Annotated in this window: 15 protein-coding genes; 5 read left to right on the top strand and 10 right to left on the bottom strand. The window is 71.5% G+C overall.

Annotated features, from left to right (window positions below; all coding sequences use genetic code 11):
* Positions 1-122: 122 nt before the first annotated feature.
* Together dnaJ and hrcA are read right to left on the bottom strand one after the other, a co-directional pair.
* Positions 123-1,259, bottom strand: coding sequence for a molecular chaperone DnaJ (gene dnaJ / locus ACZ6BB_RS08605; protein ID WP_471614544.1), 1,137 nt, complete (start codon positions 1,257-1,259; stop codon positions 123-125).
* Positions 1,260-2,276, bottom strand: a complete 1,017-nt coding sequence (hrcA, locus tag ACZ6BB_RS08600; protein ID WP_037723896.1) for a heat-inducible transcriptional repressor HrcA — start codon at positions 2,274-2,276, stop codon at positions 1,260-1,262.
* Positions 2,277-2,562: 286 nt separating this feature from the next.
* Between hrcA and ACZ6BB_RS08595 the strand changes: the two genes are divergently transcribed.
* Together ACZ6BB_RS08595 and ACZ6BB_RS08590 are read left to right on the top strand one after the other, a co-directional pair.
* Positions 2,563-3,303: an MBL fold metallo-hydrolase gene (locus ACZ6BB_RS08595; RefSeq protein WP_471614543.1), complete on the top strand. Its 741-nt coding sequence runs from the start codon at positions 2,563-2,565 to the stop codon at positions 3,301-3,303.
* Between the two features lie 42 nt (positions 3,304-3,345).
* Positions 3,346-4,161, top strand: a complete 816-nt coding sequence (locus tag ACZ6BB_RS08590; RefSeq protein ID WP_471614542.1) for a DUF3097 domain-containing protein — start codon at positions 3,346-3,348, stop codon at positions 4,159-4,161.
* Positions 4,162-4,175: 14 nt separating this feature from the next.
* Here ACZ6BB_RS08590 and hemW read toward each other — a convergent pair whose 3' ends face one another.
* Positions 4,176-5,408: a radical SAM family heme chaperone HemW gene (hemW, locus tag ACZ6BB_RS08585; protein ID WP_471614541.1), complete on the bottom strand. Its 1,233-nt coding sequence runs from the start codon at positions 5,406-5,408 to the stop codon at positions 4,176-4,178.
* 31 nt (positions 5,409-5,439) lie between these two features.
* Positions 5,440-8,037, bottom strand: a complete 2,598-nt coding sequence (locus ACZ6BB_RS08580) for a SpoIIE family protein phosphatase (protein ID WP_471614540.1) — start codon at positions 8,035-8,037, stop codon at positions 5,440-5,442.
* 104 nt (positions 8,038-8,141) lie between these two features.
* On the opposite strand from ACZ6BB_RS08580, the gene ACZ6BB_RS08575 reads away from it, so the two are divergent.
* Positions 8,142-12,332, top strand: a complete 4,191-nt coding sequence (locus ACZ6BB_RS08575) for a HAMP domain-containing protein (RefSeq protein WP_471614539.1) — start codon at positions 8,142-8,144, stop codon at positions 12,330-12,332.
* Positions 12,329-12,907, top strand: a complete 579-nt coding sequence (locus tag ACZ6BB_RS08570; RefSeq protein ID WP_471614538.1) for a response regulator — start codon at positions 12,329-12,331, stop codon at positions 12,905-12,907. Before ACZ6BB_RS08575 ends, ACZ6BB_RS08570 begins: the two co-directional genes overlap by 4 nt.
* A 99-nt stretch (positions 12,908-13,006) precedes the next feature.
* Here ACZ6BB_RS08570 and ACZ6BB_RS08565 read toward each other — a convergent pair whose 3' ends face one another.
* Positions 13,007-14,884 (bottom strand): AMP-dependent synthetase/ligase, encoded by a 1,878-nt coding sequence (locus tag ACZ6BB_RS08565; RefSeq protein WP_471614537.1) that lies wholly within the window; start codon positions 14,882-14,884, stop codon positions 13,007-13,009.
* Positions 14,885-15,184: 300 nt separating this feature from the next.
* The gene (gene lepA / locus ACZ6BB_RS08560; RefSeq protein ID WP_471614536.1) at positions 15,185-17,053 is read right to left on the bottom strand and encodes a translation elongation factor 4; all 1,869 of its coding nucleotides are present in this window, start codon (positions 17,051-17,053) and stop codon (positions 15,185-15,187) included.
* 269 nt (positions 17,054-17,322) lie between these two features.
* Here lepA and rpsT point away from each other — a divergent pair, with 269 nt between their 5' ends.
* A complete protein-coding gene (gene rpsT / locus ACZ6BB_RS08555) occupies positions 17,323-17,589 on the top strand; it encodes a 30S ribosomal protein S20 (RefSeq protein WP_471614535.1) in 267 nt (88 codons plus the stop codon).
* A gap of 689 nt (positions 17,590-18,278) precedes the next feature.
* Here the strand turns inward: rpsT and holA are convergent.
* The 4 genes from holA to ACZ6BB_RS08535 all read right to left on the bottom strand — a co-directional run bounded on the left by holA (position 18,279) and on the right by ACZ6BB_RS08535 (position 23,112).
* A complete protein-coding gene (holA, locus tag ACZ6BB_RS08550; RefSeq protein ID WP_471614534.1) occupies positions 18,279-19,265 on the bottom strand; it encodes a DNA polymerase III subunit delta in 987 nt (328 codons plus the stop codon).
* Between the two features lie 168 nt (positions 19,266-19,433).
* On the bottom strand, positions 19,434-19,679 hold the full coding sequence (locus ACZ6BB_RS08545; RefSeq protein ID WP_013003726.1) for a hypothetical protein: 246 nt from the start codon (positions 19,677-19,679) through the stop codon (positions 19,434-19,436).
* Positions 19,680-19,778: 99 nt separating this feature from the next.
* Positions 19,779-20,597: an arylamine N-acetyltransferase family protein gene (locus ACZ6BB_RS08540; protein WP_471614533.1), complete on the bottom strand. Its 819-nt coding sequence runs from the start codon at positions 20,595-20,597 to the stop codon at positions 19,779-19,781.
* Positions 20,598-20,601: 4 nt separating this feature from the next.
* Positions 20,602-23,112: a ComEC/Rec2 family competence protein gene (locus tag ACZ6BB_RS08535; RefSeq protein ID WP_471614729.1), complete on the bottom strand. Its 2,511-nt coding sequence runs from the start codon at positions 23,110-23,112 to the stop codon at positions 20,602-20,604.
* Between the last annotated feature and the right edge of the window lie 42 nt (positions 23,113-23,154).

Raw genomic sequence — 23,154 nt, 5'->3', positions numbered from 1 at the left:
CCCCTGAGGAACCAGGCCCCCGCGGGCCTGAGAAGCACGGGGCACAGCCCCTGCTCCTCAGGGGCGCGGGGAACTGGGCGACCAGCCCCCACGCACCCGCACCCGCACCCGCACCCGCACGGCTAACGCCCGTTGAACGCGTCCTTCAGCCGGGAGAACAGCCCCTGCTGCCCGGGCTGGAACTGCCCGGTGGGCCGCTCCTCCCCGCGCAGCGCGGCGAGCTGCCGCAGCAGGGCCTCCTGCTCGGGATCCAGCTTCGTCGGCGTCTGCACCTCGACGTGGACGATCAGATCACCCCGGCCGCCGCCCCGCAGATGCGTGACACCGCGGCCGTGCAGCGGGATCGACTGCCCGGACTGCGTCCCGGGCCGGATGTCGACCTCCTCCAGACCGTCCAGCGTCTCCAGCGGCACCTTCGTGCCGAGGGAGGCCGCCGTCATCGGGATCGTGACCGTGCAGTGCAGATCGTCACCGCGCCGCTGGAACGTCGAGTGCGGCAGCTCGTGGATCTCGACGTAGAGATCACCGGCGGGACCGCCACCGGGCCCGACCTCGCCCTCACCGGCGAGCTGGATCCGCGTGCCGTTGTCGACACCGGCCGGGATCTTGACCGTGAGCGTCCGCCGCGACCGCACCCGCCCGTCGCCCGCGCACTCGGGGCACGGGTTGGGGACGATCGTGCCGAACCCCTGGCACTGCGGACAGGGCCGGGAGGTCATGACCTGACCGAGGAAGGACCGCGTGACCTGCGAGACCTCACCACGGCCGCGGCACATGTCACAGGTCTGCGCGGTGGTGCCCGGGGCCGCGCCCTCGCCGCTGCACGTCGTGCAGACGATGGCGGTGTCGACCTGGATGTCCTTCGTGGTGCCGAAGGCCGCCTCGTCGAGGTCGATCTCCAGCCGGATCATCGCGTCCTGTCCCCGCCGCGTACGCGACCGGGGACCCCGCTGCGACGCCGTACCGAAGAAGGCGTCCATGATGTCCGAGAAGTTCCCGAAGCCGCCGGCTCCGAAGCCGCCCGCACCCGAGCCGCCCGCCTGGGACAGGGGGTCGCCGCCGAGGTCGTAGACCTGCTTCTTCTGCGGGTCCGACAACACCTCGTAGGCGGCGTTGATCTCCTTGAACCGCTCCTGGGTCTTCGGATCGGGGTTGACGTCCGGGTGCAGCTCGCGCGCGAGCCTCCGGAACGCCTTCTTGATCTCGTCCTGGGACGCGTCGCGGCGCACGCCGAGCACGGCGTAGTAGTCCGTGGCCACTCAGGACTCCGCCAGGATCTGTCCGACGTACCGTGCCACCGCTCGTACCGCTCCCATCGTTCCCGGATAGTCCATGCGCGTAGGTCCGACCACGCCCAGTTTCGCTACTGCCTCACCGCCCGAACCGTAGCCGACGGAGACGACGGACGTGGAGTTGAGTCCCTCATACGCGTTCTCATGACCGATGCGTACGGTCATGCCCGAATCCCCGGCCTCACCAAGCAACTTGAGGAGGACGACCTGCTCCTCCAAGGCTTCCAGAACGGGCCGGATGGTGAGGGGGAAGTCATGTCCGAAGCGGGTGAGATTGGCGGTTCCGCCGATCATCAGCCGCTCCTCGCTCTCCTCGACGAGTGCTTCGAGGAGGGTGGAGAGCACCGTCGCGACCGTGCCCCGGTCCTCCAGGTCGAACGCCTCGGGCAGGTCCTCGACCAGTCTCGGCACGTCGGTGAACCGGCGGCCCGCGACCTTGCTGTTGAGCCGGGCACGCAGGTCCGCGAGTGACGTTTCTCCGAACGGCGCCGGGCAGTCCACCAGCCGCTGCTCCACCCGTCCCGTGTCCGTGATCAGCACGAGCATCAGCCGGGCGGGCGCCAGCGACAGCAGTTCCACGTGCCGCACCGTCGACCGTGTGAGCGACGGATACTGCACGACGGCGACCTGCCGGGTGAGCTGCGCGAGCAGCCGCACGGTCCGCGCCACCACGTCGTCGAGATCGACCGCGCCGTCCAGGAAGTTCTGGATGGCGCGCCGCTCGGGCGGGGTCATCGGCTTGACCCCGGCGAGCTTGTCGACGAAGAGCCGGTACCCCTTGTCGGTGGGGATACGGCCCGCGCTGGTGTGGGGCTGGGCGATGAAGCCCTCGTCCTCCAGCGCCGCCATGTCGTTGCGGACGGTCGCCGGGGAGACGCCCAGGTTGTGCCGCTCCGTGAGCGCCTTGGAACCGACCGGCTCCTCGGTGCCCACATAGTCCTGGACGATGGCGCGCAGCACCTGGAGCCTGCGTTCACTGAGCACCGCGCACACCTCCAGTTCGCTCTCCTGCGGCTTCCCCTTGGCACTCACCCCGGGCGAGTGCCAACACTCCCCGCCCAGTGTACGGCGGTGGGGTACGCCCCCGGCAAGGCCGGTCCAGCCATGTCGTGCCGACGTGTACCGACCTGTCCTGCGATGTCGGGCCACCTCCGGGCCGCCTCCGGGCCGTCTCCTACCGGTCGGTAGGAGACGATCGGCCCCCTCCGGCACACGGAAGGCGGCGGGGGAGCCGCGGTGCGCCCCGGGGAGCTACGGCTAGCGTCGGCGCATGACGGTGACTTGGGAAGAGTGCGGGTGGCAGGAATTGACGCCCCGGGTCGGACGGTGCCGCCTGCCCGGCTGGGACTGCACGGCCGGGCTGGTGATCGGGGACGGTGCAGCCCTCGTGATCGACGCGGGTTCGAGCCTGCGGGAGGGCGCGCGGTTGCGTGCCGAGGCGTGCCGGCTGCTCGGTGGCGCCCGTGTGACACATCTCGCGTTCACCCACCCCCACTTCGACCATGTCTTCGGGGCGGCCGCGTTCGCCGGCGTGGAGGTCTTCGGCGCGGTGGGCGTCGACGGCGTCCTGAGCCGTGACCACGAAGCCCTCCGCGCGGACGCCGTGCACCACGGCCTCCCCCCGGCGGACGCCACCGAGGCCGCCGCTCTGCTGGTACGCCCCCGGCACCTGGTCTCGGGCGAGTGGACGCTCGACCTCGGGGGCGACGTCCGGGTGCTCCTGGCGAACGTGGGCCCCGGGCACACGGGCCACGACCTGGCGGTCCTGGTCCCCGCCACCGCGCACGGCTCCCCGGAGGTGGTGTTCTGCGGAGACCTGGTCGAGGAGTCCGGCGAGCCCCAGGCCGGCCCCGACGCGATCCCCGCGCGCTGGCCGGCCGCCCTTGACCGGCTGCTGGACCTGGGCGGCGAGGACGCGCTGTACGTGCCCGGCCACGGGGCGGTGGTGGACGCGGCGTTCGTCCGGGCCCAGCGCGACGCCCTGGCGCGCCGCTTCGGCGTGTCGGGCTGAGGGCGCGGGCATCCGGGTGCGGCTTCTCCTATCGTCACTCGAATGCGCCAGTACTCACCCGACCTGACCCCTCCCTGGAAGAAGCCGAAGCCGGTCCCCGAGGTCCCCGCCGATCCCGGTCTGGTGGTCGAGGAACCCACCACCGGCTTCTGCGGCGCGGTCGTCCGCTGCGAGGCGGGCACGGTGACGCTGGAGGACCGCTTCGGCAAGCACCGGGTGTTCCCGCTGGAGCCCCGGGGCTTCCTGCTGGAGGGCCGGGTGGTGACGCTGGTCCGCCCCTCGCCGTCGGCCCCTGTCCGTCCCTCCCGCACGGCCTCGGGCTCGGTGGCCGTGCCGGGCGCCCGCGCGCGGGTGGCCCGCGCCGGGCGCATCTACGTGGAGGGCCGCCACGACGCCGAACTCGTCGAGAAGGTGTGGGGCGACGATCTGCGGATCGAGGGCGTGGTGGTGGAGTACCTGGAGGGCGTGGACGACCTTCCCGCGATCGTCGAGGACTTCGCCCCGGGGCCGGACGCCCGCCTCGGGGTCCTGGTGGACCACCTGGTCCCCGGCAGCAAGGAGTCCCGTATCGCCGCGTCGGTGACCAGCGAGCACGCGCTCGTCGTCGGCCACCCGTACATCGACGTCTGGGAGGCCGTGAAGCCGTCCTCGGTGGGCATCGAGGCATGGCCGCGCGTGCCCCGCGGGCAGGACTGGAAGACCGGGGTGTGCCGGGCGCTGGGGTGGCCCTCGGAGAACACGGGGGCGGTGTGGCAGGCGATTCTCGGGCGGGTGGAGTCCTATCGGGATCTGGAGCCGCAGTTGCTGGGCCGGGTGGAGGAGCTGATCGACTTCGTGACGGACAGCGGTGGGGCCTGACGGGGTCCGAGTGATCAGTCCACCAGGTCCCGCACCACCGCGTCCGCCAGCAACCGGCCCCGCAGTGTGAGCACCGCGCGCCCCTCCTCGTACGGTCCCGCCTCCAGCAGCCCGTCGGAGAGCGCGCGCCCGGCGGCGGCGCGGCCCTCCTCCCTCAGCAGCGACAACGGGCACCCCTCCCGCAGCCGCAGCTCCAGCAGGATGCGCTCGACCCGGCGGTCCTCGTCCGACAGCAGTTCGCGCCCGGCGCCCGGCGACTTCCCCGCCGCCAGCGCGCCCGCGTACGCGCCGGGGTGCTTGACGTTCCACCAGCGCACGCCGCCGACGTGGCTGTGGGCGCCCGGTCCCGCGCCCCACCAGTCGGCGCCCCGCCAGTACAGCTCGTTGTGCAGGCAGCGTCCGGCGTCGGAGGTGGCCCAGTTGGAGACCTCGTACCAGTCGAACCCGGCGGCCGACAGCATCTCCTCGGCGATGAGGTAGCGGTCGGCGTGCACGTCGTCGTCCGTCATCGGGACCTCACCGCGACGGATGCGCCGGGCGAGCTGCGTGCCCTCCTCGACGATCAGCGCGTACGCCGAGACGTGGTCGGGTCCGGCGCCGAGCGCGGCGTCCAGGGAGGCCCGCCAGTCGTCGTCGGACTCCCCGGGCGTGCCGTAGATCAGGTCGAGGTTGACGTGGTCGAAGCCGGCGGCGCGTGCCTCCGCGACGCAGGCCTCGGGGCGTCCGGGTGTGTGCGTGCGGTCGAGGATCTTCAGGACGTGCTGCCGGGCGCTCTGCATCCCGAACGAGAGCCGGTTGAAGCCGCCGGCGCGCAGGGTCTCCAGATACGCCGGGTCGACGGACTCCGGGTTCGCCTCGGTCGTCACCTCCGCGTCGTCGGCGAGAGAGAACTCGTCCCGGATCGCCCCCAGCATCCGTACGAGGTCGTCGGCGGCCAGCAGGGTGGGTGTGCCGCCGCCGACGAAGACGGTGCGGACGGGGCGCGGGTCGTCGCCGAGCACCTTGCGGGCGAGGCGGATCTCGTCGACGACGGTGTCCGCGTAGTTGTCGCGGGAGGCGAGGACACCGCCGGTGCCGCGCAGCTCGGTGGCGGTGTAGGTGTTGAAGTCGCAGTAGCCGCAGCGGGTCGCGCAGTACGGGACGTGCAGATAGAACCCGAGGGGCCGCTCGGCCGCGCCGGCCAGGGCGTGCGTGGGCAGCGCGCCGTCGTCGGGGACGGGCTCACCGTCGGGGAGTGCGGAAGGCATGTCCTCCATTGTCCCGCACCCCCGCGGGTCCTCATTCCGCCCGCAGTACCAGCAGCGCGAGGTCGTCGTCGGGCGGCCGTTCCCCGAACTCGTGGACGAGCCGTCGGATGCGTTCGGCGGTGAGCTCGGCGTCGAGCCCGGCGCAGCCGGAGAGCGCGGTCGCGAGGCCGTCCTCGTCGTCGAACATGCGTGGGCCGCTGCGGCGCTCGGTGACGCCGTCGGTCACGCACAGCAGGGTGTCGCCGTGGCGCAGCTCGAAGGTCTCGGAGACGTACGCGGTGTCCTCGATCACCCCGAGCAGCGTCTGCGGCTCGGCCACGGCCCGTACGTCGCCGTCGGGGCCCAGCAGCAGCGGCAGCGGGTGCCCGGCGGAGGCGAGGGTGCAGCGGACCCCGCCGTCGACCGGGACGAGTTCGCCGTAGAGGAGGGACAGGAAGCGGGTCTGCGGGCCGTCGGGGTCGACGAGGCCGGGGTCGCCCGCCGTGACCAGGGCGCGGGCGGCGGCGTCGGCGGCCTCGGTCGCGTCGTCGAGGAGGAGCTGGTTGAGGCGGTCGAGCACGTCCGCGACGCCGTAGCCCTCGCGGGCGAGCAGCCGCAGCCAGGGCCGGGCGAGACCGATGACGACGGCCGCCTCGGGGCCCTTGCCCTGGACGTCACCGATCGCGAAGCACCAGCGGCCCCGGCCCGCAGGGAAGAGGTCGTAGAAGTCGCCGCTGGGTCCGCCCTTGTCGCACGGCTCGTAGACGAGCGCGCTGGACACTCCGGGGATCTCGGCGACCGCGCCCGGCAGCAGTCCGCGCTGCAGGACGCGGCTGATGGTGGCCTGGCGGGCGTACTGGCGGGCGGCGCCGATGGACAGCGCGATCCGCCGGCTGAGGTCCTCGACCAGCCCGGTCACCTCGTCGGGAAACCGCGGCAGCCCGGCCCGCCCGATGACAAGCGTCCCGAGCGGCCGCCCACCGGCGATCAGCCGATAGGCGAGCGCGGCGCCGGCTTCGTTTCCCACTCGGACCCGGGCTTGGCTTCCCGCTCGGACTCCGGCTTCGTTTCCCACTCGGACTCCGGCTTCGTTTCCCACTCGGACTCCGGCTTCGTTTCCCGCTCGGACTCCGGCTTCGTTTCCGAGTCCGGCTGCGGGCCCGGCTGCGGTTTCGGCCCAGGGCCCGGTTCGGGTGGCGGCCCGGACTCCGGCTGCGGCCCCGGCTTCACCTCCGAGTCCGGCCTCGGCCCGGTCCCAGGTACCGGCTTCGGCCCAGGTGGCGGCTTCGGCCCAGGTGGCGGGTTGGCCCCCGGCCCCGGCCCCGGCCAGACCCTGGGCCGCCCGCCCTCCACTTCCCACCACCGGCCCGATCGCGCCCCGGGGTGCCCCGGCATGGCCCTCGGCCACGTCACCTGCCTCACGTCGGGCCGCCCTGGCACCGTCGTCCACCACCGGTCCGGGCTCACCCTGGGCCGTTTCGGCTCCCCTCTCCCCCACCGGCGCGGCTGCGCCCCGGGGCACAACGGCGTCGTCCACCACCGGCCCCGCTTCGCCCGTGAACGTCCCGCCGCCCTCCCCCAGCGCCGGCCACGGCACAGGTACCGCCCGTGATCTCACCGAGTCGGGCAGCCTCGGGGGGTTCTTCTCCAGGGCTCGGCGCAGTTCCTCGATGCGGTTCTCGCTGCCGTGCCAGACGCGGGCGAGGCGGGGCGCGGGGCCGAGCGAACCGTCGCCGCCGCGCCAGCCCAGCCCCTCCTCCTCCAGCCACACCGCGCACCAGTCGGCCAGTCTCGGGACGAGCAGCTGCCCGGCGAGCGCGGCGACCAAATCCTCGTCCAGCTGTCCGGTGAGCAGATCGGACGCCTCCGCCAGGAAGGAGAGCGCACCCCGGTTCAGCCACTCCCGGTCGCGCTCCCCGCCGGGCCGCGGCACGGACGCGACGAGGCCGACCGGGTCCACGTCCTGTCCGGGGCCGGCCGCACCGGCGTACGCCCGCGCATCCCAGGCGTCGACCACCTGGGCTCCCTCGGCCGCCGGGCCGCCCGCATCCCCGCCGTACGGCTCGAACGCCCCCTCCACCGCCATCGCCCCGTCGACCGACAGCCGGGCCCAGACGGTCTTCGCGCCGGTCCGGTAGGTGATCCCCCAGGCTTCGCAGAGCGCGGCGACCAGGCGCAGGCCACGCCCGTACTCGGCGGCGCCGTAAGGCCGTTCGAGGAGGTAGGGCCGCTCGGCGCCCTCGCCCCGTACCTCCCGGGAGGGATGGTGGTCCGAGACCTCCAGGAGCAGCCATCCGGCGTCGGTCGGGGCGTCCCGGCCGAGCCTGCAGAACAGTTCGACATCGGTGCCCGCGTGGACCACCGCGTTGGTGACCAGCTCGCTGACCACCACGAGCGCGTCCTCGACGACGCGGGCCGGGAGCGCGTCGGTGCCGGGCAGGCCCAGCTCGGCCCACTCCGTGAGCGCGGCGGAGACGAAGCGCCGGGCGGCTCCGGGCGCGAGCGGCCCGCCCTGGAGCGACAGATGCGCCGTCGCGCGCCGGTCGAGGCCCGCGTACGCGGGCGCGGCGTGCAGGGACTCGGACCCGACGCGCGCCGGCGCATCAGAAACGCAGGACACGGTGTCCCGTTGCGTCGGAATGGCCCCCACTGAGCGGCTCCCTGAGAAAGTTCGGACGAATAGGCCTCAGGCGGCACGGCCAGAGTGACAGACTGACCACGCCCATAAGCGCCGAGTTACCGAAGTGGGCCACCATGAGTGAGAACAGTGATACGCGGTTGTCCGAAAACGGCCGGAAGGAGGGCCGAACGGACGGACTGATCCAGGCGTCCGATCTCCGCGCGCTGGCCGCGGCCATGACCGCCGCGCGCGACGGCAGCTTCACGAAGGTCCCGGAGACGGGCCCCGCTCCGGTCGCGGAACTGTGCGCCCTCTTCAACCAGATCATCGACCGCAGCACCCACTTCGGCTCCGAAGTGCAGCGCGTACGGCGCGAGTTGGTCCGTCACGGCCGCCTCGACGAGCGACTGTCGGCCAGTCCGGGCCAGGGCGCCTGGGCGACCCGGGTCGACGACGTGAACCAGACGCTCGACGCCCTGGTCGCCCCCGCCGCGAACGCCACGCGCGTGCTGGACGCGGTGGCCGGAGGCGATCTGACCCAGCGCGTCGACCTGCACGACGGCAACCGCCAACTGCGGGGCGATCTGCGGCGGTTGGGCCGCGCCGTGAACAAGATGGTCGACCAGCTGTCGCTGTTCACCGGCGAGGTGACGAGGGTCGCCCGTGAGGTCGGCACGGAGGGGCGCCTCGGCGGCCGGGCCAAGGTCCGTGGCCTGTCCGGGAGTTGGCGGGACGTGACGGAGGCGGTCAACACCATGGCCGCCCGGCTGACCGCGCAGGTGCGGGACATCGCCCTGGTGACCACTTCGGTGGCGCGCGGCGACCTCACCCGGACGGTGACCGTCGAGGCGACCGGCGAGCTGCTGGAGCTGAAGCTCACCGTGAACACGATGGTGGACCAGCTCTCCGCCTTCGCCGACGAGGTCACCCGGGTGGCCCGCGAGGTCGGCACCGAGGGCCGGCTCGGCGGCCGGGCCCAGGTCCGGGGCGTCTCCGGGGTCTGGAAGGACCTCACCGACAACGTCAACTTCATGGCGTCGAACCTGACGTCGCAGGTCCGCAACATCGCCCAGGTGACCACGGCCGTCGCCAACGGCGACCTGAGCCAGAAGATCACGGTCGACGCGCAGGGCGAGATCCTGGAGCTGAAGTCGACGATCAACACGATGGTGGACCAGCTCTCCGCCTTCGCCGGTGAGGTCACCCGCGTCGCCCGCGAGGTCGGCACCGAGGGAAACCTCGGCGGCCGGGCCCAGGTCCGGGGCGTCTCCGGCGTCTGGAAGGACCTCACCGACAACGTCAACTTCATGGCGGACAACCTGACCTCCCAGGTCAGGAACATCGCCCTTGTCTCCACGGCCGTCGCGCAGGGCGACCTCGGCAAGAAGATCACGGTCGAGGCGAAGGGCGAGATCCTCGAACTCAAGTCGACGATCAACACGATGGTCGACCAGCTCTCCGCCTTCGCCGACGAGGTCACCCGCGTCGCCCGCGAGGTCGGCACCGAGGGAAACCTCGGCGGTCAGGCCCAGGTCCGAGGCGTCTCCGGCGTCTGGAAGGACCTCACCGACAACGTCAACTTCATGGCCCTGAACCTGACGTCGCAGGTCCGCAACATCGCCCAGGTGACGACCGCCGTCGCCAACGGCGACCTCTCCAAGAAGATCACCGTCGACGCCCGCGGCGAGATCCTGGAACTGAAGGACACCGTCAACACGATGGTGGAGCAGCTGCGGGCCTTCGCAGACGAGGTGACCAGGGTCGCCCGCGAGGTCGGTACGGACGGCGCCCTCGGCGGACGGGCCCAGGTGCTGGGCGTGTCCGGTGTGTGGCGGGATCTCACGGACAACGTCAACTACATGGCGGACAACCTGACCTCCCAGGTCAGGAACATCGCCCAGGTGACGACGGCGGTGGCCAACGGCGACCTCTCCAAGAAGATCGACGTGGACGCGCGCGGCGAGATCCTGGAGCTGAAGACCGCCATCAACACGATGGTCGACACCCTGTCCTCCTTCTCCTCCGAGGTCACCCGGGTCGCCCGTGAGGTCGGCTCCGAGGGCCGACTCGGCGGCCAGGCACGGGTCGAGGGTGTGTACGGCACCTGGAAACGCCTGACGACGAACGTGAACGAGCTCGCCTCGAACCTGACCACCCAGGTCCGCGCGATCGCCGAGGTCGCCTCGGCCGTGGCCCAGGGCGACATGTCGCGGTCGATCACGGTGGAGACACAGGGCGAGGTCGCCGAGCTGAAGGACAACATCAACCTGATGGTGGCCAACCTCCGCGAGACCACCCGCGCGAAGGACTGGCTGGAGTCCAACCTCGCCCGCCTCGCCGCCCTGATGCAGGGCCACCGCGACCTGATGGAGGTCGCCGACCTGATCCTGCGCGAGCTGACCCCGCTGGTGAACGCCCAGTACGGCGCCTTCTACCTGGCCGACCCCGACGAGGAAGGCGCGGCCCCGCTCCCGGTGGCGCCCACCAAGGGCCTCGCGTTCATCGCGGGCTACGGCGCCGCGCAGGGCGCGACCGTCGAGACCGGCGGCCTTCCCGTGCACGGCCTGGTCGCGCAGGCGGCCCGCGAGAAGAAGCGGATCCTGGTGGAGGAGGCCCCACCGGGGTACATCAAGATCAACAGCGGTCTCGGGGAGGCGTCCCCGTCCAGCGTCGTGATCATCCCGATCCTCTTCGAGGACAAGCTCCTCGGCGTGATCGAACTGGCTTCCTTCTCCCGCTTCTCCGACGTCCACCTGGCGTTCTTCGACCAGTTCGTGAACACCATCGGCGTCGCCATCAACACCATCATCGCCAACTCCCGCACCGAGTCCCTCCTCGGCGAGTCCCAGCGCCTGGCCATGCAGCTCCAGGAACGCTCGGACGAACTCCAGAAACAGCAGGCGGAACTGCGGCGCTCCAACGCCGAACTGGAGGAGAAGGCGGCCCTGTTGGCGACCTCCTCCCAGTACAAGTCGGAGTTCCTGGCGAACATGTCCCACGAGCTGCGCACCCCGCTGAACTCGCTGCTGATCCTGGCCCGGCTGCTCTCCGACAACCCGGACGGCCATCTCACCGACCAGGAGGTGCAGTTCGCCGCCACGATCCACCGCTCGGGCTCCGACCTCCTCCAGCTGATCAACGACATCCTCGACCTCTCGAAGATCGAGGCGGGCCGGATGGACGTACGCCCCAAGCGCCTGCCGCTCATCAAGCTCCTGGACTACGTCCACGCCACGTTCCGCCCGCTCACCCTCGACCGCGGCCTGGCCTTCGAGGTCGCGGTCGGCGAGAACGTGCCGCGCGAGATGTACTCGGACGAACAGCGCCTCCAGCAGATCCTGCGCAACCTCCTGTCCAACGCGATCAAGTTCACCGCGTCCGGCCGGGTCGAACTGACCGTCAACCGCGTCAAGGACCCCGACCACCGCTTCACCCGCGAGAACCACGACGAGGTCATCGCCTTCGCGGTCTCCGACACCGGCATCGGCATCGCGGCCGAGAAACTCCCGGTGATCTTCGAGGCGTTCCAGCAGGCCGACGGCACCACCAACCGCAAGTACGGCGGCACCGGCCTCGGCCTGTCCATCAGCCGTGAGATCGCCGGTCTGCTGGGCGGCCGCATCATCGCCGAGAGCGTCCCCGGCAAGGGCTCCACCTTCACGCTGTACGTCCCCGTCTTCAGCCCCGGCCACGGGGTGACGGGCCCCGCCGCCGAGGATCCCGGCAGCCTCGTACCCGAGCAGCTGACCACCGAGCCGTACCCGGCCGCGCACGGCAGTGACGCACACGACGACGACGCGCCCGACAGCGACGACACCTGGCCGGCCCCCACCAAGCTGGAGGCGTGGAAGGCGGGCCGCGCCGGCCAGATCCTGCCCGGCCGCCGGGTGCTGATCGTCGACGACGACATCCGCAACGTCTTCGCGCTCACCCACGTCCTCGGCCGCGTCGGCATGCCCGTCCTGTACGCGGAGAACGGCCGCGAGGGCATCGAGACCCTGGAGCGCAACCCGGACGTCGAACTCGTTCTGATGGACATCATGATGCCGGAGATGGACGGCTACGAGACGATCTCCGCCATCCGCCGCACCCCCCGCTGGGCGGGCCTGCCCATCGTCGCCCTCACCGCCAAGGCCATGCCCGGCGACCGCGACAAGTCCATCGCCCGCGGCGCCAACGACTACGTCCCCAAGCCCGTGGACGTCGACCAGCTGCTCACGGTCGTCTGCGCGGTCCTGGACCCGGAGGGCACCCGCGACCCGGCCGACGCGGCGGACCCGGCACCCGGGCCACGCACCGACGAGAACGAGGCACCCTCACCATGACCACTCGGGACCGGACCGACGGACGCGCGGGCATCCTCCTCGTCGACGACATGGAGGACAACCTGGTCGCCCTGGAGGCCGTCCTGGCATCCCTCGACGAGCCACTGGTACGCGCCCGTTCGGGCGAGGAGGCCATGAAGGCCCTCCTGCGGCAGCGCTTCGCCGTCGTCCTCCTCGACATCCGCATGCCGGGCATGGACGGCTTCGAGACCGCCGCCCACATCAAACGCCTCGACCAGACCAAGGACGTCCCGATCATCTTCCTCACCGGCACGGACGCCGACGCCGGTTACGCCTTCCGCGGCTACGCCACGGGCGCGGCGGACTACGTCACCAAGCCCTTCGACCCCTGGGTGTTACGGGCGAAGGTGAGCGTCTTCCTGGAACTGCACCGCAAGACCCGCCGGCTGGAGACCCTGCTGACGAGCCGGCGGGAGCACGCGGAACAGGTCGACGCCCGGCTCGCGGCCCTGGAGAAACAACTCACCCAGGCGACCCCCGACCTGCCGGAGGTCCGCATACAGCTGCGGGACCTTCGAGCCCTGGTGACAAGGGACCGCAGCGACTGCCCCTGAGGGGCGCGGAGCGCGGGGGCACCGAAGCGCGGGGGCACCGAAGCGCGGGGGCACGGGACCGCATCGGAACACGGCCCCGCCCGCCCCCTTCACACCGCGCTACGCCTCACGCGCACCGGCGTACATCTCCTCGATGAGGTGCGTGTACTCCTTCTCCACCACCGGCCGCTTCAGCTTCAGACTCGGCGTCAGCTCACCGTGCTCGACATCGAGATCCCGCGGCAGCAGCCGGAACTTCTTGATCGTCTGCCACCGCTGCAGCCCCTCGTTCAGCTGCGTGACATGCCCCTCGATCATCTCCACCGTCGCCGGTGCCGAGATGACCTCCTCGTAGGACTTCCCCGCCAGCCCGTTCTCCGCGGCCCACGCCTGGATGGCCAGCTCGTCGAGCGCGATGAGCGCGGTGCAGAAGTTACGGTCCGCGCCGATCACCATCACGTTGGACGTGAACGGGCACAGCGACTTGAACTGCCCCTCGATCTCGGTCGGCGCGATGTACTTGCCGCCCGACGTCTTGAACAGGTCCTTCTTGCGGTCCGTGATCCGCAGATACCCGTCGGGCGACAGCTCCCCGATGTCACCGGTGTGGAACCACCCGTCGGCCTCCAGGACCTCCGCGGTCTGGTCCGGCAGCCCGTGGTAGCCCTCCATGATGCCCGGGCCGCGCAGCAGGATCTCGCCGTCGTCCGCGATGCGCACCTCCGTGCCGGGCAGCGGCTTGCCCACCGTGCCGGTACGGAAGGCCTCGCCCGGGTTGAGGAAGGACGCGGCGGAGGACTCGGTCAGGCCGTAGCCCTCCAGGATCGGGATGCCCGCGCCGGCGAAGAAGAAGCCGATCTCGGGTGCCAGCGCGACCGAACCGGAGACACAGGCGCGCAGCCGCCCACCGAACGCCTCACGCAGCTTCTTGTAGACCAGCGCGTCGGCGACCTTGTGCTTGGCCTCCAGCCCGAACGGGACGGACGCGGTGCCGGTGCGCCGGAAGTTGTCCTGGCTGACCTTGGCGTACTCGCGGGCGACCCCGGCCGCCCACTGGAAGATCTTGTACTTCGCCGGGCCGCCCGCGCGCGCCTTGCCGACCACACCGTTGTAGACCTTCTCGAAGATGCGCGGCACGGCGGCCATGTACGTCGGCTGCACGACCGGCAGATTCTCGATGATCTTGTCGACCCGGCCGTCGACGGCCGTGATGTGCCCGACCTCGATGTGACCGGCGAGGAGCACCTTGCCCATGACGTGCGCGAGCGGCAGCCACAGGTACTGCACGTCCGCCGGTTCGAGCAGACCGGTCGCGCCGATGGCCTTCGCCATGTACGCCCAGTTGTCGTGCGGCAGACGCACGCCCTTGGGACGGCCCGTGGTGCCCGAGGTGTAGATGAGGGTGGCGAGCTGGTCCTTGGTGATCGCGCCGACCTTCTCCTTGATCAGGTCGGGGTTCTTCTCCAGGTACGCGGCTCCGCGCTTCTCCAGGTCGGCGAGGGAGAGCACCCAGTCCTCGGAGAGGTCCGCGCCCTCGGGGTCGATGACGACGACATGGGCCAGCTCGGGCAGCTCGGCCTTCTTCTCGCGGGCCTTGGCGAGCTGCGCGGCGTTCTCGGCGATGAGGACCCGGCTGCCGGAGTCGGACAGGATGTACGCGGATTCCTCGGCGTTCGTCTGCGGGTAGACCGTGGTGTTGGCCGCGCCCGCGCACATGATGCCGAGGTCGCACAGGATCCACTCGATCCTGGTGGCCGAGGACAGGGCGATCCGCTGCTCCGGCTGGACGCCCAGCTCGACCAGCCCGGCCGCGATGGCGTTGACCCGTTCGGCCGCCTGCGCCCAGTTCAGCGACTTCCAGTCCGAGGGGCCCTGGCCGGAGGCCGGCGGCACGGGGTAGCGGAAGGCCTCGGCGTCCGGTGTGGCCGCCACGCGCTCCAGGAAGAGGGCCGCCATGGACGGCGGGCGGTTCTCGATCAGGGTCTGTGTGTCGCTCACGACATCCTCCGGGGCACGCGACAGTGCGGCTGGCTCATGGACTGTGCGGCTGGCTCAAAGCGGCTGTTGTTTAACTCGCGAGTAACCATCGAGTGGTGATCAGGGTAGAGCGCGGTTGGCCGGTTCGTAAGGGGCGGCGGGCAGTCACTTTCCACCGAGAACGACCCTATGGACACGCACCGGCATCTCCGGGACGACCTGCGGGCCCGTCGCGCCGAAACGCGACGGGCCCGCATCATGCCCGAGTTTCCGGGGGTAACGGCGGCGGCCCCGCGGTCCGCGGCCTCCGCCGTCCGGTGGCTACTTCTTGCCCTTGCCGCTGCCGGCGTTGTCGTCGCTCGACAGAACGGCGATGAACGCCTCCTGCGGAACCTCCACGGAGCCCACCATCTTCATCCGCTTCTTGCCCTCCTTCTGCTTCTCCAGCAGCTTCCGCTTCCGGGAGATGTCACCGCCGTAGCACTTGGCGAGGACGTCCTTGCGGATGGCGCGGATGGTCTCACGGGCGATGACCCGCGACCCGATCGCGGCCTGGATGGGCACCTCGAAGGCCTGCCGCGGGATCAGCTCGCGCAGCTTGGCGACGAGCCGCACACCGTAGGCGTACGCGGCGTCCTTGTGGGTGACGGCCGAGAAGGCGTCCACCTTGTCGCCGTGCAGCAGGATGTCGACCTTCACCAGGCTGGAGCTCTGCTCACCGGTGGGCTCGTAGTCCAGGGAGGCGTAACCGCGCGTCTTCGACTTCAGCTGGTCGAAGAAGTCGAAGACGATCTCCGCGAGCGGGAGGGTGTAGCGGATCTCGACCCGGTCCTCGGAGAGGTAGTCCATGCCGAGCAGGGTGCCGCGCCGCGTCTGGCACAGCTCCATGATCGAGCCGATGAACTCGGAGGGCGCGAGGATCGTGGCGCGTACGACCGGCTCGTACACACTGTCGATCTTCCCCTCGGGGAACTCGCTCGGGTTGGTGACCGTGTGCTCGGCGCCGTCCTCCATGACCACGCGGTAGACCACGTTCGGCGCGGTGGCGATCAGATCGAGCCCGAACTCGCGCTCCAGCCGCTCCCGGATCACGTCGAGGTGCAGCAGGCCGAGGAAGCCGACACGGAAACCGAAACCGAGCGCCGCGGAGGTCTCCGGCTCGTACACCAGCGCGGCATCGTTGAGCTGGAGCTTGTCGAGGGCGTCGCGCAGCTCCGGATAGTCGGAGCCGTCCAGCGGATACAGACCCGAGAAGACCATCGGCTTCGGGTCCTTGTAACCGCCGAGCGCCTCGGTGGCGCCCTTGTGCAGGGTGGTGATCGTGTCACCGACCTTGGACTGACGGACGTCCTTCACACCGGTGATCAGATAGCCGACCTCACCGACGCCGAGGCCGTCGGCCGCCTTCATCTCGGGGGCCGAGACACCGATCTCCAGCAGCTCGTGGGTCGCGCCGGTGGACATCATTCGGATCCGCTCACGCTTGTTGAGCTGACCGTCGATGACACGCACGTACGTCACGACACCGCGATAGGAGTCGTACACCGAGTCGAAGATCATGGCCCGCGCGGGCGCGTCCTGGACGCCGACCGGGGCCGGGACCTCGGCGACGACCCGGTCCAGCAGCGCCTCGACACCCAGACCGGTCTTGGCGGAGACCTTGAGCACGTCCTCCGGGTCACAGCCGATGAGGTTGGCCAGCTCCTCGCTGAACTTCTCCGGCTGGGCGGCCGGCAGGTCGATCTTGTTCAGCACGGGGATGATCTTGAGGTCGTTCTCCATCGCCAGGTAGAGGTTGGCGAGGGTCTGGGCCTCGATGCCCTGGGCCGCGTCGACGAGGAGCACCGTCCCCTCACAGGCCGCCAGCGACCGCGACACCTCGTACGTGAAGTCGACGTGCCCCGGGGTGTCGATCATGTTGAGGATGTGCGTGCTGCCCGGATCGTCGGTCGGCGCCCAGGGCAGACGCACCGCCTGGGACTTGATCGTGATGCCGCGCTCACGCTCGATGTCCATGCGGTCGAGATACTGAGCACGCATCTGCCGCTGCTCGACCACACCGGTCAGCTGGAGCATCCGGTCGGCGAGCGTGGACTTGCCGTGGTCGATGTGCGCGATGATGCAGAAGTTGCGGATCAGAGCCGGGTCGGTACGGCTCGGCTCGGGCACATGGCTAGGGATCGCGGGCACGCAGGGTCCTGATTCTTGAGGTGTCCGCAGCCGTCTGCGGTCTCGGGTCGGATCTGGCGGGTCTGGTACGTAGGCACCATGGTCCCACGGGCGGAGAACTGCGACCGGTTTGGGCCGACCCGCGGGCTGCTGGTAGCGTGGGCGGCTGTGTCTCATGCCCTCTCAGCAGGAGACACATCCCAAGGAAATCAAACGGTGTCCGAGACATGTCCGGCGTGTCCTGCACGACCTCCATGGTCTCGCACACCTGTAGCTGAAAAGGCTCATTCGTGGCGAACATCAAGTCCCAGATCAAGCGGAACAAGACCAACGAGAAGGCGCGCCTTCGCAACAAGGCCGTCAAGTCGTCGCTCAAGACCGCGATCCGCAAGGCCCGCGAGGCCGCTGCCGCGGGTGACGCCGAGAAGGCCACCGAGTACCAGCGCGCTGCCGCGCGTCAGCTCGACAAGGCCGTCTCGAAGGGCGTCATCCACAAGAACCAGGCCGCCAACAAGAAGTCGGCGCTTGCTTCCAAGGTCGCCACCCTCAAGGGCTGAGCTCCTCTTTGATCTGACCGCCGGCTGGACCCAGAGCGGGCCCTCTCTCATCCGCTCCCACCCGGCACCCCGGACCCGTACGCGGCCTGCGTTCGCCACGCGGGTACAGGTCCACAAGCATTGACCGAAGGCCCCGCCCCCATCCCTTCCCCAGGGACGGAGACGGGGCCTTCGGCATGCCTGTGCCATCGGCGGGGAGGGGGTGAGGGTTTCTCGGGAGCGGGGGATCGGCGGGTCTGCGGCGGGGAGGGAGCGCAGGATCTCGGCAGCGGGGGCACAGCGGGATTCTGTGCGGTGGAGGGGAATCGGCGGCGGGGGGCGCCGGGCTTCCGCGGTGGAGAGGAACGGCAACGGGGGGCGCCGGGGTTCCGCGGCGGAGGGGAATCGGCGGCGGGGGGGCCGGGCTTCCGCGACGGAGGGGAATCGGCAACGGGGGGCGCCGGGCTTCCGCGACGGAGGGGAACGGCAGCGCGGAGGGGGATCGGCGGGTTCTCGGGAGTCCAGGGGACGGCACGCACGCAGGGCGGGCGAACCGCAGGCTTTCAGGGGCGCGGGGAACCGCGCGACCGGCCACGACGAACCCGCAGCCGCCGACAACCAGCACCCCACCCCCTGTTCCCCCTCCGGGATGGAAAGGGCAGCGCCCCTGTAGGACGGGACGGGCAGGGCAGGGGCGTCGGGGCGAGAAGTCAGCCCCGACGAGACCTAGCCGCCCGAGCGATCACCACAACCGCCTTCTCCAACGCGTACTCCGGATCATCCCCCCCACCCTTGACCCCCGCATCCGCCTCAGCCACCGCCCGCAACGCCACAGCCACCCCGTCCGGCGTCCACCCCCGCATCTGCTGCCGCACCCGATCGATCTTCCACGGCGGCATCCCCAACTCCCGCGCAAGATCCCCCGGCCGCCCACCTCGCGCCGACGACAACTTCCCGATCGCCCGCACCCCCTGAGCCAACGCACTGGTGATCAACACCGGCGCCACCCCCGTCGCCAACGACCACCGCAGCGCCTCCAGCGCCTCCGCCGCCCGCCCCTCCACGGCCCGGTCGGCCACCTCGAAGCTCGACGCCTCGGCACGCCCCGTGTAGTACCGCCCGACCACGGCCTCGTCGATCGTCCCCTCGACATCCGCGACCAACTGCGACGCCGCGGCCGCCAGCTCCCGCAGATCACTCCCGATCGCGTCGACCAGCGCCTGGCACGCCTCGGGCGTCGCCGACCGCCCGAGCGTCCGGAACTCCCCCCGCACGAACGCCAGCCGATCCCCCGGCTTCGTCATCTTGGGGCACGCCACCTCCCGCGCCCCCGCCTTGCGCGCCGCGTCCAGCAGCGCCTTCCCCTTGGCCCCGCCCGCGTGCAACAGCACCAGGGTGATCTCCTCGGCGGGGGCCCCGAGATACGCCTTCACGTCCTTGACGGTGTCGGCCGACAGATCCTGCGCATTCCGCACGACCACGACCTTCCGCTCCGCGAAGAGCGACGGACTCGTCAGCTCGGCGAGCGTGCCGGGCTGCACCTGGTCCGAGGACAGATCCCGTACGTCCGTGTCGGCGTCGGCGGCCCGCGCGGCGGCCACCACCACCCGCACGGCACGGTCGAGCAGCAGCTCCTCCTGCCCCACGGCAAGCGTCACGGGGGCGAGAGGGTCGTCATTCGCAGTCTTCTTGGCCATCCCGGACAGCATCCCACGCCCCACCGACAACCCACCCCGCGTGCCGACCGCTCCCCCAAGGGGGGCGGGGCAGTCCGCGAGCAACCCCCACGCACCGGCACCCGCACCCGCACCCGCACCCGCACCCGCCGAACCATGCAGCAGGCGTCCGCCGCCTCCGGCGGAGCGCTACGGCTCCTCCCGCCACCCCTCCCACTCCCCCGCGAACTCGTCCAACGCCACCGGATCGAGCCGCCCCCGCTCGTCCCGCAGCACCAACAGCCACTGCGCGTCCTCGGCGTCGTCCTCCCCCGCCAGCGCGTCCCGCACCAGCTGCGGCTCCTCGTCCAGCCCGAACCGCGCCCCGAGCGCCTCCGCCGCCTCCTCGGCCGCGTCACGGTCAGGCAGCACCAGCACATGTCTCACATCACTCACGCCCCCATTCTCCGCCGCCCTTTCCCCTGCTCCTCCGGGGGCCCCTCCCCCCTCCCCTCCTCGCCCTCCCTCCCCCACCCCCACCCCCTTCTGAGCCCTCTAGCTCTCCCCCCTCCCCGCCCCCACCTCCGGCACCCGCCCCAACTCGATCCCGAACCTCTCCCGGTACACCGCCAGCACCTCCCCGTCCGTCGCCGGCTCGGTCACCTCGCGGTCGCCCTCCGCCGTGGTGACCGTGAGGGTGCGGCCGCTGAGGGTGATGCGGCCGCCGTCCTCGGCGACGCGGGAGCAGACGAGGGACCGGGTGAAGTGGGATGCCGGTGAGGTGCTGTGCCACCAGGCGCCGGCGACGAAGTCCCCGAGCACTCTCGGCCGCACCTCCAGCCGGTACTGGGGCTGGCCGTCCCGGAACACATCCAGGTCCCCGAACTCACGCCCCCCGCTCTCCCGGTCCGCCTCGGCCACCCGGAACGTGCCTCCCGGGTCCTTCTGCTCCCCTCGGTCCCCGAACTCCAGCGGACGGTGGCTGTTCGCCCCGAACCCGACATCGACCAGCCAGTCACCCCCGTCCACCGTCCGCACCCGCAGCGCCAGATGGTCGTACGGGATACCGAGCCGCTCCTGTTCTCCGTACACCCGCGCCGCGAGCAGCGTCACGTCGAACCCGAGTGCCGTGAGCAACGCCCCGAACAATCCGTTGAGTTCGAAACAGAATCCGCCCCTGCGGCGCCCCACGATCTTGTCCAGCAGCCGCTTCTCCTCCAGGAAGATCTCTTCGCCGAGATGGATCGACAGGTTCTCGAACGGCACCGTCCGCAGATGGCGCAGCTGCAGTTCACGCAGCGCGTCGGCCGTGGGCCGGGCCGGCCGCTCGGCTCCGAGGCGGCGAAGGTAGGCGTCAAGCTCTGCGGTGTCCATGACGTCAGTCTCTCGCCACGAGCAGCTCCTTCGCCGTACCCGCGACAGCGATCGCGCCGTCCTCGTCCGTACGCAGCACCGTGGCACCCCCGGCCCGCAGCGCGGCGACCGTACTGGGCGCCGGGTGGCCGTACGGGTTGTCCGCGCCCACCGAGATGAGGGCCAGCCGTGGAGCCATCGCGTGTATCAGGCCCGGATCCTGGTAGGCCGAACCGTGGTGGGCGACCTTCAGCACATCCACGGCTCCCAGTGCCGCGGCCTCCGGGGACCGGGCGAGTTCCCGCTGGCCCGGTGGCTCCAGGTCGCCCAGGAGCAGCAGGGTCAGCCCGGCCGAGCGGACGAGCATGGTGACGCTGGCGTCGTTCGGGCCGTCGGGCGTGGGGGCGTCGCCCGGTGGCCACAGCACCCGCCAGGTGAGGCTTCCCGTGCGCCGCTCCTCTCCGGCCACGGCCCGCGTCAGTGGGATCCGACGGGTCGCCGCCTCCTCACGGACGAACTCGGCCTGTTCCGCGGGCTCCTCGTAGCCGGTGGCCGCGATCGCCCCCACCGCCCGCCCTCTCAGCACTCCCGGCAGGCCCATCACGTGGTCGGCGTGGAAGTGGGTGAGGACCACGAGCGGGATCTCGGTGATGCCGAGTGCCGTGAGGCAGCGGTCGGCCAGCACCGGATCGGGGCCGGCGTCCACGACCACTCCGGCTCCCTCGCCCGCCGCGAGGACGGTCGCGTCCCCCTGGCCCACGTCGCACATCACCAGGCGCCAGCCCGGCGGCGGCCACCCGGTGATCACCCTGGTCAGAGGCGGTGGCTGCACCACGACCAGCAGAAACGCCACCAGACAGGCTCCCGTCAGATACGGATGGCTGACGATCCGCCGCCCGACGAGGACGACGACCACGGTGACCAGGGCGAGAAGCAGCGCCCCTGCCCAGCTGCCCGGCCAGTCCACTCCCGCACCGGGCAGCGACGCCCCGGTGCGGGCGATGTCCGCGATCCAGCCGGCGGGCCAACTCGCGCACCAGGCGAGGCATTCGGCGACCGGCATCGCCACCGGCGCCGTCGCCAGTGTGGCGAACCCCAACACCGTGGCCGGGGCCACCGCGAACTCCGCCAGCAGATTGCACGGCACCGCCACCAGGCTCACCTTGGCCGAGAGCACGGCTACGACCGGCGCGCACACCGCCTGTGCGGCTCCCGCCGCGGCCAGTGCTTCGGCCGGACGCGGTGGCATCCGGCGCCGCTGGAGCGTGGCGCTCCAGCGCGGGGCGAGGGTGAGCAGCGCTCCGGTCGCGAGGACGGACAGCAGGAAGCCGTGGCTGCGGGCCAGCCAGGGGTCGTACAGCACCAGCAGCAGGACCGCTGTCGCCAGCGCGGGGACGAGGGACCTGCGGCGGCCCGTGGCGATGGCCAGCAGTGCGATGGAACCGCAGGCGGCGGCCCGCACCACGCTCGGCTCGGGTCGGCACACGATCACGAATCCCAGCGTCAGCGCACCACCCGCCAGCGCGGTGGCCCGCAGCGGGATGCCGAGCCGGGGCGCGAGTCCCCGTCGCTCGGCCCGCTGTGCCAGCCCCGGTGGCCCGATGAACAGGGCCAGGAGGATCGTGAAGTTGGCTCCGCTGACGGCCAGGAGGTGGGTGAGGTCGGTGGCCCTGAACGCCTCGTCCAGCTCGGCCGGGACCCGCGAGGTGTCGCCGACGACGAAGCCCGGCAGCAGCGCCCGCGCGTCGGCGTCCAGCCCGTCGGTCGCCTCCCGCAGCCCGGCGCGCAGTCGTCCCGCGAACCGCTGCACCGCGCTCGGCTCCTCCGTCACCAGTGGCGCCCCGGCGCCCCGCACCCGTAGCACGGCCGCCACCCGGTCTCCCCCGGTCATGGCCGGCGCGGCTTGCGCCGCCACCCGCACGCGCGTGGACGGCAGAAGCGACAGCCATGCCGTCCGGCCGGACGGATCGTCCGCGTCGACCAGGACCAGCACCGGTGTGCGTGTCTTCACGACCGTCCCGTCCGGGCTCCGTACCCGTCGCACCTCGGCTTGGAGGAGCACGGCGGACGGGGCCGCGTGGTTGCCCTGGATCCGGGGACGTGTGAGCCGTGGGTCGGATGTCAGCTCGACGTCCGCGGTCACCCGGGCGTACCGCTCGGCCAGGGCGGGGACGGGCCCCCGCCTCAGATCCGCCCCGTGCAGCCCGGCGGAGGCGGCGGCCGCTCCGGCACACAGCAGCACGGCGGCGAGGGACACCTTCGTCCGAGCCCCGGCGCCTCCCCTTTGCCGGCCCCGGCCACCCTCACGCCCCGGCTCCGAGCCCGGCCCCGGCTCCGACCTCGGCCGAGGGAGCAGCAGGGCCGAGCCCAGCGCCAGACAGACCACGACCACTCCCGTGGTCCACGCGGGCGAGGCGTGCACCATGAGTGCCGCCGTCCCCCACGCGGCCAGCGCCGGGGGCACGAGACGCAGGTCCGTAGGCCCCTCCTGCCTGGGGTGGGCGTCGCCGAGCCGGGTGCCGGAGGCCGCGTGCACGGCGGGCCGGGGCGGAGCGACCGCCGCTGCGTCCGCCGCCGT

This window comes from Streptomyces sp. NPDC041108 (genome assembly GCF_055592645.1).
This window is presented reverse-complemented; position numbering and strand designations above follow the sequence as displayed.

What these genes read in the sequence shown, in the direction of transcription:
- ACZ6BB_RS08575 (WP_471614539.1), top strand. Translation starts at nt 8,142, where the DNA reads ATGAGTGAGAACAGTGATACGCGGTTGTCCGAAAACGGCCGGAAGGAG.
- ACZ6BB_RS08590 (WP_471614542.1), top strand. Translation starts at nt 3,346, where the DNA reads ATGCGCCAGTACTCACCCGACCTGACCCCTCCCTGGAAGAAGCCGAAG.
- ACZ6BB_RS08570 (WP_471614538.1), top strand. Translation starts at nt 12,329, where the DNA reads ATGACCACTCGGGACCGGACCGACGGACGCGCGGGCATCCTCCTCGTC.
- hemW (WP_471614541.1), bottom strand. Translation starts at nt 5,408, where the DNA reads ATGCCTTCCGCACTCCCCGACGGTGAGCCCGTCCCCGACGACGGCGCG.
- ACZ6BB_RS08595 (WP_471614543.1), top strand. Translation starts at nt 2,563, where the DNA reads ATGACGGTGACTTGGGAAGAGTGCGGGTGGCAGGAATTGACGCCCCGG.
- ACZ6BB_RS08540 (WP_471614533.1), bottom strand. Translation starts at nt 20,597, where the DNA reads ATGGACACCGCAGAGCTTGACGCCTACCTTCGCCGCCTCGGAGCCGAG.
- holA (WP_471614534.1), bottom strand. Translation starts at nt 19,265, where the DNA reads ATGGCCAAGAAGACTGCGAATGACGACCCTCTCGCCCCCGTGACGCTT.